General features: G+C 71.2%; 8 protein-coding genes and 1 pseudogene. 2 read left to right on the plus strand and 7 right to left on the minus strand.

Annotated features, from left to right (window positions below; genetic code table 11):
- Positions 1-60: 60 nt before the first annotated feature.
- A complete protein-coding gene (locus tag ABH920_RS18830) occupies positions 61-723 on the minus strand; it encodes a M24 family metallopeptidase (protein WP_370350645.1) in 663 nt (220 codons plus the stop codon).
- 48 nt (positions 724-771) lie between these two features.
- Positions 772-1,086: pseudogene (locus ABH920_RS18835) on the minus strand (gamma-glutamylcyclotransferase family protein); the annotation flags it as partial.
- Positions 1,087-1,359: 273 nt separating this feature from the next.
- Between ABH920_RS18835 and ABH920_RS18840 the strand changes: the two are divergent.
- The gene (locus tag ABH920_RS18840; RefSeq protein ID WP_370350330.1) at positions 1,360-2,160 is read left to right on the plus strand and encodes a hypothetical protein; all 801 of its coding nucleotides are present in this window, start codon (positions 1,360-1,362) and stop codon (positions 2,158-2,160) included.
- Between the two features lie 14 nt (positions 2,161-2,174).
- On the opposite strand, the gene ABH920_RS18845 is transcribed toward ABH920_RS18840, so the two are convergent.
- Positions 2,175-3,416, minus strand: a complete 1,242-nt coding sequence (locus ABH920_RS18845) for a molybdopterin molybdotransferase MoeA (protein WP_370350331.1) — start codon at positions 3,414-3,416, stop codon at positions 2,175-2,177.
- Positions 3,417-3,909: 493 nt separating this feature from the next.
- On the opposite strand from ABH920_RS18845, the gene ABH920_RS18850 reads away from it, so the two are divergent.
- Positions 3,910-4,794 carry a hypothetical protein gene (locus tag ABH920_RS18850; RefSeq protein WP_370350332.1) on the plus strand — a complete coding sequence of 295 codons (885 nt, stop codon included), beginning with the start codon at positions 3,910-3,912 and terminating at the stop codon, positions 4,792-4,794.
- A 9-nt stretch (positions 4,795-4,803) separates the two neighbouring features.
- On the opposite strand, the gene ABH920_RS18855 is transcribed toward ABH920_RS18850, so the two are convergent.
- The 4 genes from ABH920_RS18855 to ABH920_RS18870 all read right to left on the minus strand — a co-directional run bounded on the left by ABH920_RS18855 (position 4,804) and on the right by ABH920_RS18870 (position 14,299).
- Positions 4,804-6,066 carry an Appr-1-p processing protein gene (locus ABH920_RS18855; RefSeq protein WP_370350333.1) on the minus strand — a complete coding sequence of 421 codons (1,263 nt, stop codon included), beginning with the start codon at positions 6,064-6,066 and terminating at the stop codon, positions 4,804-4,806.
- 377 nt (positions 6,067-6,443) lie between these two features.
- Positions 6,444-6,920 carry a DUF2690 domain-containing protein gene (locus ABH920_RS18860; RefSeq protein WP_370350334.1) on the minus strand — a complete coding sequence of 159 codons (477 nt, stop codon included), beginning with the start codon at positions 6,918-6,920 and terminating at the stop codon, positions 6,444-6,446.
- Positions 6,921-6,993: 73 nt separating this feature from the next.
- Positions 6,994-13,707: an RHS repeat-associated core domain-containing protein gene (locus ABH920_RS18865; RefSeq protein ID WP_370350335.1), complete on the minus strand. Its 6,714-nt coding sequence runs from the start codon at positions 13,705-13,707 to the stop codon at positions 6,994-6,996.
- 103 nt (positions 13,708-13,810) lie between these two features.
- Positions 13,811-14,299: a DUF2690 domain-containing protein gene (locus ABH920_RS18870; protein WP_370350336.1), complete on the minus strand. Its 489-nt coding sequence runs from the start codon at positions 14,297-14,299 to the stop codon at positions 13,811-13,813.
- Positions 14,300-14,415: the final 116 nt, after the last annotated feature.

The raw sequence follows: 14,415 nt of genomic DNA on the forward strand, positions 1-14,415 counted from the left end.
TGGCGCAGGTCGTGCAGGTCGTGCAGGTCGTGCAGGCCATGCAGGCCGCGCAGGCCATGCTCAGCCGAGGTCGAGGAGCTGTTCGTAGAACCCGCCGAAACCGCGAGCCGGATCGGCGAGGTGGATCTCCAGGATCCAGTGGCACACGCGCCCCGCCTTATCCTTGCCGCGCATCGGCGTGGTGTTGGCCGGCGCGATGTAGGACTGGATCTTCTCGGCGTCCATGATCTCGTGCGGGAACTCCCCGACCAGGTGCCCGGCGAACCCGCTCCCGCCCAGCTCCCAGCCGGCCGCCCGGGCCAGCCGGGCGATCTCGGCGTGCAGCTCGGCGCCGGTGATGTCCGGGCGCTCGGCGAAGTACCGGCGTCCGGCGTCGAAGATGACCGGCAGGTCGGCGGCCAGCCGGTGCTTCACCGGATCGTCGCCCAGGACGTAGGTGCGGCCGAGGTCGGCCTCGAAGTCGGCGAAGATCGGGCCGAAGTCGGCGAAGGCGATGTCGTCATCCCGCAGCATCCGGTCCGGCGGGTTGTCGCTGTAGGGCAGCAGAGTGTTCGGACCGGAGCGGATGATCCGCTTGTGCCAGTGCCGGGTGGTGCCGAACAGGTCGTCTGCCAGGTCCCGGATCCGGTCGCTGATCGCGCGCTCGGACTCCCCGGCGACGATCAGGTTCCGGGCGACGACCTCGTCGAACAACGTGAGCGCATCGGCCTGCGCGGCGAGCAGCCGCCGGACGCGGAAGTCCTCGGCGGTCGCGACGTCGACGTAGACCCAGGCCTTCTCCCCGGACCGCAGGGCGACCTGGATGCGCAGGTAGTCGACCTCGTACGCGTCGGCGGCCGCCAGGTTGTCGGGGGAGAGCGTGAACACCACGCCCTCGACGGCGTCCTCCGGGTCGTCGGACGGTATCGCCACCGGATGCTCCGCACTGCCGCTGACCGCGATCACCGACGGGTCGGTCATGATCGCGGTCTCCAGACGGAAGCCCGGCAGCGCGTCGGGCCGGCCGACGAGCTCGTGCCCGAATCGCGTGTTCTGCACCTGCGGCATTTGCAGGGTTCCGTAGGAGAACAACAATTGGTCAGGCATGCGAACCCCTGGGGCGTGTGGCGACGAAGCGGTCGTTGCCACGATAGATCATCGCATCGCGCATTTGCAGACGCGAACCAGCGGCGCGCTTGGCGGGCGCAGATGCTGGCTGAATCGGCTGATATGGGTCGCATATGCGTCGCCGACGATCATTGATTTGCATATCAGTGTGCGGGGGCGGTTAGCGTAAGGGTAGACCGGGCAGGTCCCGCTGGGATGGGGCGGCCGCGTCGGCCCACAGGACGATCCTCAGGGGGATGAGCATTGCAGCCCATGGTGCCGTACCAGTCCTACCAGTCCGAAGCTGCAGGGGCCTTCTCCGCGCTGGAGGAGATCAAGAAGCTCGCGTTGTCGCGTCCTGCGGCGCGCGGAGGGTTGGACCGGCTTCGGGGCCAGCGGATAACGGTGATTCCCGAGCTCGATCCACGTCATCCCGGCGGCGCCGATCGCGGCAACCGGTACGTCGATGCGGGGGCGGGCGCGATCGCGATCGCGGTCTGCGCGGGTGCGTCGGGCGCGGGCGCGGATCCGGACCTGGGCCTGGGCCTGGACCCGGACACTGTGGCGGGTATCAGTTCCCGTATTCACGCTCCGGTGCTGTGCCTCGAACCGGCCGACTCCAGCTACCGGATCTGGCACGCCCGCGCCTGCGGCGCCGACATGGTCGTGCTGCCGGCCGCCGCGCTGTCGGACTCGGCGCTGTACTCGCTGCTGGAGCGCGCCGAGTCGCTCGGCATGGACGGCCTCGTCGAAGTGCGCTGCGGCGCGGATCTGGTACGCGCTCTGAAGGCTCGGGCCCGGGCCGTCCTCGTGCGGCCGACCGCTGACGCGGCGCCGTCCGGGGCGAGCGCGCGCGATCTGCTGTCGATGGTCCCGCACGGTGTGGTGAAGCTGGCTGAGTGCGGTCCGACGGGCCGTTCGGGCCTGATCGCGTGTGCCCGCAACGGTGCCGACGCGGTGTTGGTCGGGGCAGAGCTGCTGGCCGGCGCCGCCGACTCTGCGGCGATCGTCGCCGACCTGGCTGCCATGGGCGCGCATCCGGCGCTGGCGGCGCGGGGCAGTCGGGCTGCTTGAACTGCTCCCGCGAGTCAGCCGCGCAGCGTGACCAGCGGCACCGGCTGCCCGGCCTCCGCGCCGGGTGGGACCGCCGCCAGAGCATCGGCCAGCGCCGCGCCGTTGAGGAACGCGGGGCGGTCCGTGCCCAGCATCCGCACGCCGGCGCCGTCCCAGACCACCGGGATGATCCGGGTCTGGTCGGCTGAGGTCTGAATCGGGCTGAGGAGCGGGGCCTGCGGGAGCGCTGGGAGGCCGCGGCCCGACAGGCCGCCCAGCAGCGGCTCCAGCAACGTGTACGCGGCGACGAGCGCGGCGAACGGGTTGCCGGGCAGGCCTACGACGAACGGGCCGCCGCGCAGCCGGGCCAGCACCTGGGGGCGTCCCGGTCGGCAGGCGACGGTGTCCACGATCCACCGCGCGTCGCGCTCGGCCAACAGCCGCCGCAGCCCGTCGGTGACGCCGACCGAGGTCGATCCGCCGACGACGATCACATCCGCGGCCACATCCGCGTCCGTACCCGGATCCGCACCCGAATCCACACCCGAAACCGCATCCGCCGCGCCAGCCGCGTCCACCGCCGCACCCAGCGCCGAGTCCGGATGGTCCGGTGCGTGGACCACGCTCTCCAGCCGTCCACCCATGGCCTGTACGAGCGACGGCAGCAGCGGACTCAGCACGTCGCGGACCCGCCCGGCCCCCGCACGACCGCGACGGTCCAACTCGTCCCCGGTCACCACCGCCCGCACGATCGGCGCGCGATGCACCAGCAGCTCGTCGTACCCGCAGGACGCCGCCAGGCCGAGCAGCGCCGGCCCGGCCCGCGTACCAGCCGGTGCCAGCACGGCGCCCGCCGGCGCGTCTTCCCCGGCGTACCGAATGTGCCTCCCGCGCGGAAGGCCGGGGCCGACCAGACCGGCGCCGCTCAGCACAGCCACCTCCACCGGAAGCACCGCCCACGCCCCGGCCGGAACAACGGACCCGGTCGAAATCCCGACCGCGCACCCCAGCTCCATCCAGCCGCCGTCCCACGGCCGTCCCGCGCGAGCCGCGCCCACCACAGTCCACGGCCCGGCACCGCACACTGCGTACCCGTCCATCGCGGCGGTGTCAAACGCGGGCATCGGCCCCGCCGTCACGAGGCCCTCGGCCAGCACCAGCCCGGCCGCCGCACCGAGCGCGACTCGCGTCGCCGGCGTCGGCACGGCTGCGGCGTGCGCACGTTCCCGAGCCACCGCCCAGGCGAGCGCGCGGCTGGTTTCCCGTTTGGCTGTCATGACCATGATTTACCATCGCATCGGCGGATGTCACCTGCGCGAAGCATCGCTCATGGATCCTTTGGGTGAATGTGACCAATAATCGCCGGCGGCCACCCGGTAGCGCGTCTTCGATATCAGGCTCATGATTCCCCTCCCTCAGTCGATGGTGCAAGCGTTGTCAGTGGCCTGCGAGCCCTGGCCGTCGAAGCTTGCGTATCCGATCGACAGGACGTGGCTGGTGTTTGTGGCGTCCGTGTTCAGCCGGTAGTTCAGGTTCAGCAACGGCAGGATCTGGCGCGAGGTCGGGTTCGCTTGCGACGCCCAGCAGTAGTCCTCGCCCGGCAGGTTCGAGTGGCGATGCCGCGGCCCCCGCAGCGTGAGCAGTGCGGACTGCGCTCCGTGCGGTATCGCAAGGTGCTAGCGTGGCTACATACCGGCAATGTTGACGGCGTTAACATGGCTGCGCCCGCATGGCCGGAGTCAGGGCGCTGTCAGTCGTGAGGGGATCGGGATGCGGCGTAAACGCCTTGCTGCCGTCGGCACCTGCTTGTCTGTTCTGGCGCTGCCGTTCGTGCTGGCGCTTCGCACGAGGCGAAGGCGGCGTGCCGCGTCCGCCGTGGTGATCATCCTGAGCTCGGGGCTGGTCGCTCCGGTCTCCGTGCGGACGTCGAGAATCCGTGGCGTTCCCACGCTTTTGACCGTCGAAGCGGAGCCGCCGACTCGTCAGGAGCCGGAGGCGTCTTCGCCGCACTGGAATGTCTCGGAACTGTCGAACCACAGCTTCCCTGAGGCATATCTGGCGATCGTGTCCATGATGCAGAGCCTCGCAGTGGGGTTCCTGGCCGATCGGATGATCACTGGCCGTGTCGTTGGTCCCATGCAAGGCATCGGATACGCGATCTGTACCATGATGGTGATCGCCGTCTGGCAGGACTATTTGTCGGGGTCCACAATCTGCCGGTGGTTCCCGAGCTTGCTGGACGCCTCGATCCCGGCCGCGCTCGGGCTCACCGAGTGCTTTCTCATCGTCTCGGTCTCCAGCGGCACGAAGGTGTTCCTGTTCCGGCTAGGGCTCTTCCTCGTCGTCGGGGCGATCGCGTACCTGAACTGGTTCCTGAGGGCTCGGAGGCACAAGGGGGATCCGGGCAAGAAGAAAGCCTATGAGTTCCTCAGGCCCTACATCCTCTTCGGATGCATCGCGTGCCCGGTCGCGTCCTTGTCGGCGTTCGTGCTCGCGGGCTTGTACACCCCTGCCGACAACGTGTCCGACATGGTCCTCGTGCTCGTCCTGGTCCTGCCGATGTTCTTGCAGTCGGTGATCACGTGGAGCTTGAGACGTTTCCTGTGGCAGCTCTCCGAGGACCAATCGGAGCGCAAGCACCGTAAACCGAAGTAGCAAAAGCCCTCAACTGCTGTCCAGCAAGCTCCCCGATCCCACGCGCACGCCCTCCAGCCGCTTCAGCACCGCCAGCGTGCCGTCCATGCGTCGGGTGAGGAAGTGCAGATGCCACCCATCGAGCAGTTCGCGCTGGGCCGTCACCGCGGCCCAGATCCACGCGAAGCTCACCGCTGGGTCCAGGCCGCCGCGGCCTGCGCCGAACAGGGGGATGCAGATTGAGGACAGGGGCGGGTCGAAGTCCTCGCGTTCCGCGCGTGCCAGGGCCAGTGCGTTCTGGGTGGCGCGGAAGACCGCCTGGGGGTCGATGTCGTAGTTGTTCGTCGCCGGGCGGGGTGCTGCCACTGCTGCGTGGTAGATGCGGCGTACGCCGTGGGCCGCCAGCTCGCCGGCGTCTGTTGGCGCTACGGTTCCGGGTTCGACCGGGAGGCCGGCGCGGCCGTGGGTGCGCATCCACTCGTCGATCTGGCGGCCGACGATGTCGTCGACGATTTCGCCGGCCTGGTCTCGGTGGGCGGCGATGCTGCGGAGCCGGGCCGACAGGGAGGCTTTGAAGGGGGCGGGGAGGGCGAAGTAGATGTTCTCCGGTGCCGTCACCACGTCCACGCCGGTCAGGGCGTCGACCATGCCGCCGTGGACGCTGATCGTGGCCGAGCCGTTGCCCACCGGGAGGTGGAAGGGGCCGTAGGTGCGGAACTCGACTGGCACGGTGCCGCGGGTGTCGGATGCAGGGGTCTGCGACTGCGCGGTCAGTAGCAGGCTGCTGCCTTCGGAGGGCTCGCGGCGTGGGGCGTCGGCCGCGTCGGAGGCCGTGCCCAGAGGGCTGAGTTGCTGGCGGCGGTGGCGGAGGCAGAGCTTGAGGATCTCCTCGGCCGTCTGGGCGACGAGCAGCCCTTCGCGTTCTTTGCGGAAGGTCTCCGCGCTGACGCCGTAGAAGCCCGCGGCGTGTTCGCGCAGGTCCTTCGGCCGCCAGCCCGCGGTGCCGCGGACCAGGCCGAACAGGTACTCGGCGGCCTGGCCGACGATGTCGTCGCCGAGGGCGTCGACGGCGTCGCGCAGGAGCTGGTCGACGGCGGCCGGGTCGGGGGCGGTGCCGTCGGTGTAGCCGGCGGCGTGCGCGGCGGCGGCCAGGGCCGGCAGCTCCAGGCTGCGCAGGCGCAGCATGCCGCGCTCCCGCAGGACTTTGAGATCGGCGACCAGCTGGTCGTGCGCGGGCGCGCCCCCGGCCCGGGCATCGCCCGGATACTGCCCGGACTGCGCCCGGTCCGCCACCCGATCTCCCGACAGGCCAGTTGGTTTCGTGGTCCCCGTCGGCCGGGAGCGGCCCGGCCGACGGGAGGAGGTTCCCGCCATGGAAGTGCACGAGATCATCCGGCTGCTGGGGTCGCTGGCCGGCCTCAGCGCCTGACGGCGTCCGCCGCTCGTGGACGGCGGATCGGGGTAGGAGCCCGGTGCGGTGTCCACGGCGGAGGCGTCCGTCGTCATCGATGGTAGCCGCACGGCTGCCTTCGGACGAAGGCCCGCGGGCCGCAGGCCACGGAATGCCTGCGGCCCGCGGGCCGTGTCGCGCATATGGTGCAGGTGGCACAGGTTGTTCGGACGGTTCAGGCGGTTCAGACGGCTCAGGCGGCTCAGGGAACTTATACGACTCAGGCGGTGAAGCAGCCCAGGAAGTACCAGCGCACCCAGTTGCCGTTGACGTAGAACTGCGTTCCCCCGCACGCCTGCTGCGTCGGGGTGGCCGGCACCATGGCGGTCCACGTCTCCGGGGCCTGATGCCCCGAGAAGCCGACCGAGGTGCCGCCGGGGTTCCAGGCCGAACCGGCGAAGCCGATGTTGTACCCGCTCCACACCGTCAGCCGGAGCCAGGCGGCGGCGCAGGTGGGGGAGTAGCGGATCTCCAGGGCGAAGCTCGCCTGGCTCTCCGCCTTGTAGTCCTGGACCAGGACCGTCTCGGCGTCGTTGGCGCAGCCGGACGCCAGCGGATCGACGTTGTAGCAGGAGTTGGCATGGCAGGAGACGGCGGGAGTGGCCGCGGAAGCCGGGGCGGCCGCCGCGACCGACGTTCCCGCGGTCAGCAGGAGACCCGCCATCAGGGCTCCGAGGGCTCCGAGACGTTTGCGCACGGTGTGTCCTTCCTTCGTGGTGGCCGGCGACGGCTGCCGCCGGAGTCCGGGGATGGTTCGGTGGCTGAGGTGCTTACGGCGCCGGTGCGAAGCACTCGAGCCGACTCAGGTCCTTGGGTCCGGTGTCGCCGGCCGATTCCTCGGACGAGCCGTGGAGGGCGATGTCGAGACCGCCGCCGGCGAACGCGGCGCCGATGTTGTCGAGGGCATGGCCGGCGGCCCCGGCCTCCTCCGCCGCCTTGCCGATCCGGAGGCCGCGCGCCACATTCGCCAGTCGGGTACCGGTGCGTCCCAGCGCCAGCCTGGCAACCGGTTCGAGGATCTCGGAGGTGGCGTCCTCGACGTATCCTCCGGCCCCGAACAGAGCGCCCGCCGTGTCGAACACCGCGCCGGTGTAGTCCCCGTCCGCGAAGTCGACTCCTGCGCTGGTCAGACCGCCGACCACGGCCACCGTGGCCAAAGCCGCGGCGATCGGGCCGCTGGCGATCCCGACCGCCAGCGTGATCGCCGCCGCCGTGCTCACCGCGCTGGCGATCTTCCCGAACGTCTTCCAGGAGAACAGCCCGCTCGGGTCGAGCGCGTTGACCGGGTCGTCGCCGGCGTACTGGTACGGCTGGCCGGTCTGCTTGAGGTCCGGGTCGACGGTGAGGAACTGGGCCGTCTCCGGGTCGTAATAGCGGGCCCTGAGATACACCAGCCCGGTCTCGCTGTCGCCGTACTGCCCGCCGAAGCCGAGCGGCGTGGTGGCGGTGCCGGACGTGGCGGTGACCGCGCCGTAGGGGTTGTATCCGAAGGAGCCCACAACGGCGCCGGTACCGTCGGTCAGCGCGACGGTGGAGCCGAGGGCGTCGTGGAAGAACCACTGCGCGGCCCCGCCGCCCCCGATCTGCTCGATCGGCAGGTTGCCCGGTCCGTACAGGTACGCCGTCGTCCCGTCGCTCAGCAGGTTCGGCGTCGAGCCGGTGCCCCACGTGAACGACTCAGACGTCGAACCCACCGTCTTCCCCGCACGCAGCCCGTTCCCGTCGTACGTGTACTGCGCGCTCCCGAACGAGCCGGACGCGCTGGTCATCTCGCCCGCCGCGTTGTAGCCGTAGTGGCTCACAGTGCCGCTCGCGTCGGTCCGGGTCGTCCGCTCGCCCGCGCTGTCGTAGGCGTAGACGGTGGATCCGGACGGCGGCGAGGCGCAGGCGGGGGTCCCGCCGGGCGCCGGAGACGCGCTCCAGCACAGCCTCCCGGCGGCGTCGAACCGCTGCGCCGTCCCGGCCAGCGTGTTCGGACCCCCGGCCGGGGTGTAGGAGTACCCTGACGTGCCCGCCGACGTCGTGGCCTGGTCGACCCGGTTCAGCGCGTCGTACTGGTACGTGGTCGCGCCGCCGGCCAGCCCGGTCGGGGTGCTGGTGAGCACCAGCTCGTCGGCGTTCCGGGTGTACGCGACCGAGGCCAGACCGGAGCCTCCGGAGCCCGCCCTGGCCAAAGCCGTCCCGGTCAGTGCGTCGGTCGCGTCGTAGGAGTCCGTGACCGTGTCGCCGTTGGGGTAGCTGGTCGCCGTCAAAGCGTTGTCGGCGTTGTACGTGAAGCCGGTGTTCCGGCCCGAAGGGTCGGTGACCGAGGCGAGCCGGTCGTCGGGGTCGAAGGTCTGCGTGACGGTTCCCACGCCGCCCGGATAGGTGATCGAGGTCTGATTCCCGTCCGCGTCGTAGCCGTAGGCGACGCTCGCCCCGGCGCCGTTGGTCATGGCGCTGACCGCGCCGAGCAGGCTGTACTGCCACGTGGACGTCCCGGTCCCGTCGGTCATCCGCACCCGCCGGCCCGCGGCGTCGTAGCCGTAGCCGACCGTCGGGGCGCCGGTCCCCGAGTACGAGGTCGACGTCACCCTGCCCGCCGCGTCATAGGCGTTCGTGGTGACGCGGCCCAGAGGATCGGTGACGGTCGACGGCCGACCGGCCGCGTCGTAGGAGTCGGCGGTGGCCGCGCCGTCGGGATCGGTGACCGTGGCCTGACGTCCCTGCGCGTCGTAGGTGTACGCGGTTACGCCGCCCGACGCGTCCGTCGTCGAGGCGACGGAACCGTCGGTGTTGTACGCGGTGTGGGTCGCGGAGCCGTCGGCCCGGGTGACCGTCGTCTGGTCGTTGTTCGGGTCGTAGCCGTAGGCGATGTGGTTCCCGGCGCCGTCCGTCGTGGACGTGAGCCGGCCCGCCGCGTCATAGCCGGCGGTGCTGACGTGCCCCGCCGGATCGGTGGCCGAGGTGACGTCGCCGAGCGAGTCATGCCCGTAGACCGTGCAGCCGGTCGCCGGTGGCGTGCAGGACGTGGTCGTCCCGGCGGCCGAACCCAGAGGACTGACAGCCGACGTGAGCAGGCCGGTCGCCGTGGCGTAGCCGTAGAGCGTCTTGTCGCCGACCGGCGTGGTGAGGGAGATGACGTCGCCGTAAGCGTCGTAGCCGGTGGTCGTCGTGGCCCCGTCGCCGTCGACGGCGCGCGTCAGATCGCCGGGGTGGGCCGCGGTGTCGTAGTAGTCGCCGGTGACCACCGGGGTCGGCGGCGCCGGGGCGCCCGGTTCGGCGCTCTGCTCGGTCTGATGAGTCGTGGTGCTGGTCAGCAGTCCGTAGACGAGGCTCCCGCTGTTCGTGCCGCCGGTGGTCGCGATGTGCCCGGCCTCGTCGTACCCGTAGGCGGTCTGCACGCCGTCCGGATCGGTCTTGGTCGTCACCTGGCCGAACGCGTTGTACGTGTAGCTCGTCGTCGCCCCCAGCGCGTCCGCGCTGCTGATCCGGTTGCCGGACGCGTCGTAACTGAAGCTCTGCACCGCGCCGGTGGGATCGGTGATCGTGGTGACGCCCAGGCTGACCGGGTCGTAGGTGTAGGCCCAGGTCGCGGCCGACGCGGTGCCGTAGCCGAGCACCTTGGAGTTGAGCAGGCCGTTGGTGTAGGTGTCCAGCTCGGCGTGGCCGGCCGGATCGGTGGTGAGGGTCTGCCCCGCCACCAGGCTCCCGGAGGGGCCGTAGCGGAACGAGGTGGTCCCGCCGATCGGGTTGGTCTGGCTCGTGACCCGGTCGGAGGCGTCGTAGGCCATGGTGAGCACCGGGCTCGGGCTCGTGGTCGTGTCGCCGTAGTACGTCGGCGCGCGATAGGCCGTCATCAGGTGCGATGACGAGTAGGCGAAGGTGGCGTGGTCGTTGTTCTGCAGGGTCGGGGTGCGGACGGTGGCGACGCCGTAGACGTCGGTCAGGTCGCCGGCCGCGTCGTACGCGTAGGTGACTTCGCGTCCCGCGCCGTCCTGCAGGCTGCTGATGTGCGACCCGGTCCAGCCGAGCGTGTAGGTGCGTCCGGCCGGGTCCGTGATGGTCGTGAGCTGTCCGGAGGCGTTGTAGGCCAACGTCGTCGCGGTCGGCGGGACGGCTTGGGTGCCGGGTGGATCGGTTTCGGACAGCAGCCGGCCCGAGGCGGCGTCGAAGGTGAAGATCTGCGTCGCGCGGCGGGTGAGAACGTATGTGGAACCGCTCTTGACCAGCGTCGCGGCGTCGCGCGGTGCCGTCGGCGCGTAGCTGCCCGAGCTGTCGGTGAAGGAGACGGTGGAGCCGTCCTCCTGATGCACGGTGACGTTCCCGGTGGCCGGATCGGTGGCGGCGCTCAGCCCGTAGGAGAACGTCCAGCCCCAGCCGAACGGGCCGTTGACCGCGGCGGCGCCGTTGGGTCCGGACGGGTCGGCCAGGGCCGAGTCGTAGGTGCGGGTCAGGTCCAGGGCCAGACCGCGGCCCGGGGTGGACAGGTCGGTGAAGCTGTCGCTGTAGGCGCCGGTCGCGGTGTCGACCGGGTCGCCGGCGGTGCGGGTGGAGCACAGGCACTGGGTCCAGGACGGGTTCGCCCCGCCGGGCCGCTCGGCGGTCGCCGGTGCGCCGCCGATCGGCACGCCGGGCGTCCCGCCCTGGGGCAGGAAGGCCATGGCGTCGAAGGCGACGTCGTAGGCCCCGGCCTGACTGCCGCTGATGTTGCTCAGCGACACGGTGGCGCCGGGGGCGAGGGCGACGGTGCCCAGCGTGAGCCAGGCCTCGCGTTCCTGGTCCTGGTTCAGCGGGGCGAGATACGTGCCGTACCCGGCGGTGCTCACCTTGTACGTGGCGTCGGTGACGGCCGCTCCGGTGGCCGGGACGTGGACCTTGATCGTGTAGTACTGCGACTTCGGCAGGCGCGGTGCCCAGGTGCCGATGTTCACCAGGTCCGTTTCGCTGCCGTCCTCGGTGTGGGTGAACAGGATCCGGCCGCCGAACCCCGCTCCAAGCTGGTGGGTGTCGATCGCGCCCACCTGGTCGCCTGCCGAGTCGGTGCCGTAGGTGTAGGTGAACGTCCCGCCGTCGGACCAGTTCTCCCCGCCGCAGCCGACCAGGTTCAACGGCGGGCTGGACTCGTCGTCGACGATGATCGGGGCGCCGGAGCCGGTCGTGGGCAGGTCGGTGGACGAGGCGTTGCACGTCGGCGGGTGCGGATCGGATCCGCTGGGCTCCGGCGTCCCGGCGGCGACGGTGTAGGAGCTCGTCGCACAGACGCTCGCGCAGTTCGGGAGCCAGGTCGCCGGCGCGGACCACCAGCACTCGTAGTCGCTCAGCGTGCACGAGCCGGCCCCGCCGCCGGTGCCCGGCGAACAGTCGTCGGCCGCCGAGCAGAAGGTGTTGATCGGCGGCACGTTGAGCCAGCTGCTGCCGCCGTTCAGCGTCGCCGGCGCGTACTTCGGCCCGCCGGCGCCGAGCAGCGGGCTGCCCATCCAGCCCAGCACGCGCTCCTGGTACGGCCAACTGCCCGGGTGCGCGGCGTCGCCGTAGCTGTATTCCAGGAAGGGGGCGCGGTTCGGCGGGTAGTTCGGGTTCGCCGGGTTGTTGGACCAGCCCAGGCCCCAGGTGCCGTCGGGGCCGGTGCAGGACGGTCCGGGCGTGCAGCCGGGGTTGCCGAAGGCGGCGGTGGGCTGGATGCCGGTGTTGTAGGCCCAGATGGCGAAGTACCAGTTCTCCAGGTACCGCGGATCGCCGTTGTTGGCGGTGATGCCCGCGGCGTAGAGCTGGTTCCAGGTGTTCTGCAGGATGTTGAGACCGGCGGCGATGTTCTCGGCGTAGTCGACCGCGATCTTCATCTGGCCGTGTGCCGAGTAGTCGGTCTGGCCGGCGAACATGCCGTCGGTGACCTGCGCGATCCCGTAGCCGCAGTCCGCGGAGGAGTAGTCGATGGTGTCGATCGAGCCGCCGGAGCCGTAGTAGTCGGCGATGAGCGGGTCGCCGGCGATGCCGGGCAGCGCGTGCCAGGAGGCCTGGTCCCAGTTGCTCTCCTGGGCCAGGATCGCCTCCATCACCGAGCGCGGGACGGCTGTGGTACCGCTGCCGGCCGGGTGGTCCAGGGGAACCGGCGGGAAGTCGCCGCTGGGGGAGTAGGAGACCAGGCCGAGGTTGGCGTATCCGGCCGGGCGCGCGGCGGTTTCCAGGCCGCGTTCGTCGAGCTGGGTGGCCCAGTCGACTTGGGCGGCGTCGGGTTGGAGGACCTGGCGGGCCGGGTCGAGCCGGGGGACGCTGCAGGCGGGGGTGCCGCTGGTGGCCGGGGTGATGGCTGCCGTTGCCTTTGCCGTCGCGGTCGTCGTCGCGGCTGTGCTGTGGGGTTGGGCCGGCGGCGGTGAGGTGTGCGGTGTCGCGGTCGTGACCTTCTCGGAGCCGGTCGGGAACGGCCTGGCCGTCGCGGGGTGACCGCTGACGGCGATCATCGGCGCGGTCGCTCGGACACCCGCCGGCGCGCTCAGGACCGCGTCGCCGTCGAGGGACACGGCTTCCGGAACGGTCTTCGGTGTGGCCTTGTCCGCGCCGGTCGTCATCAGCGCGCGTACATCCGAGCCGGCGGCGGGCGTCACCCCGGAGGCGAGATTGTGCCCGCCGCGTCCGGCCAGCAGTGCGACGGAGGTCGCAGGGCCCTGACCCAGGCGGTGCGGGGTGCCGTTGTTCTCGTGCCAGACCTCCGCGGTGGTGTTTCCCTTCGCCATCACTGCGAAGTCGACCCCGCCGTCCGAAGACGGCCGCAGGTCGAACGGGACACCGGAAGCAGTCGTCAGGACGGTCGGCGTGGCGAAGCCGCCGGCGTGCGGGCTCAGCCGGACCATGGCCGAGCCGCGCACGGCGGTCACCGTGTCGCCGGTCGGGACGGCGGACGTCAGCTGCTCGGCCTCGGTCCCGGACCGCGTGACGCGGCTGGTCGCGAGATCGACCACGCTGACCGCGGTGGCCCGGTCGCCGGTGCCGGGATAGCCGGTGAACACGGCGGTGTCGCCGACGCCGCAGCCCGGCGAGTGGTAGTCGAAGCCGACCCCGCTGATCAGGGGTTCGACCGCGCCGGTGACGAGGTCCACGGAGTACGCGATCGCGCCGTGCGCCAGCAGGGACGCGCTGTTGGCGGCGGCCGTCGGCAGCACGGCGACCGCCTCGTAACGGCCATCGCCGGACGTGCACTGATACCCCGTCCACGACTGCGCGTCGACGCCGCCGGGCCGCAGCAGCGCGACCTCGCGCCACGAGAACGAGCCCGCGGCGTCGGCGACGTCCAGGTGGTATCCGGTGCTGTCGCCCCAGCCGTCCACCAGGACGTCGGAGGCCTGGGCCGCGATGGCCGGGGCGGCGGCGGCCGGGGCGGCCACCGAAGCCGGTGTCGACGGCCGCACCGTCGGCACCGGCCCCGGCGCCGCGTACAAGGGCACCGTCAGGGAGACGGCGAGCGCCGGTCCGAGCAGTGCGTTCCGGGAGACAGGGATTTTCAGCATGGGGCGCCCTCTCACAGCGCGGTGACGGGATTGCGGGACCGATGCGACGGACCGGCGCGGCCAGAGCGGGGCGCGCCGGTGTGGGTTGGTGGGCGATCGGGCCTCAGTGCAGACCGGTGCAGTTCTGGGTCTCCCAGCCGGAGGCGTTGTACGCGATGCAAGCCTGCGTCCAGTAGGTGAAGGAGACCATGAGGCTGTACGAGCCCTGAGGCGTCGGAGTGCCGGTGATGTTGCCGACCACGGGGTAGGCCTCGCTGTCGGTCTGATAGCCGAGGACTTCGCCCGCGTGATAGCTGTCGGAGGTGCCGACGGCCTGGGCCCAGACCGCGTTGCAGCCCGGGGAGTAGCGCAGGTGGACGACGTAGGAGCCGCCCGACACCGTGTCGAGCGTCTGGATGTTGGTGGCGCAACCCTTGGCAACGGGGTCCTGGTTGGTGCAGCTGGTGCTGTAGCACCCGGTGTCCGGGTGCACGGTGGCGGTGCCCGCTCGCGGAGCCGTCGACGACGCGGCCGAGGCCGCGCCGGGGACGGCGGACGCGAGGAGCAGGAGCGTCCCGGCGACTGCGCCGCGGCGAGTGCGGATGGAGGACAAAGCTGGATCCCTTCAGTGGATGTTCACACCCAGCCGAGCGGTCGGGCGGTCATGGACGCGGTCCGCGCCCTCCCCTCGCTGGGCGCGCGCCGCGTCTGTGATCGAGTCAAAGGCGT

Origin of the sequence: Catenulispora sp. EB89, assembly GCF_041261445.1 — a bacterium.
In the GTDB taxonomy this organism is placed as follows: domain Bacteria; phylum Actinomycetota; class Actinomycetes; order Streptomycetales; family Catenulisporaceae; genus Catenulispora.

Bases quoted from the DNA above. Each gene is read 5' to 3' on its own strand.
- ABH920_RS18840 (WP_370350330.1), top strand. From the start codon at position 1,360: ATGGTGCCGTACCAGTCCTACCAGTCCGAAGCTGCAGGGGCCTTCTCC.
- ABH920_RS18845 (WP_370350331.1), bottom strand. From the start codon at position 3,416: ATGACAGCCAAACGGGAAACCAGCCGCGCGCTCGCCTGGGCGGTGGCT.
- ABH920_RS18850 (WP_370350332.1), top strand. From the start codon at position 3,910: ATGCGGCGTAAACGCCTTGCTGCCGTCGGCACCTGCTTGTCTGTTCTG.
- ABH920_RS18865 (WP_370350335.1), bottom strand. From the start codon at position 13,707: ATGCTGAAAATCCCTGTCTCCCGGAACGCACTGCTCGGACCGGCGCTC.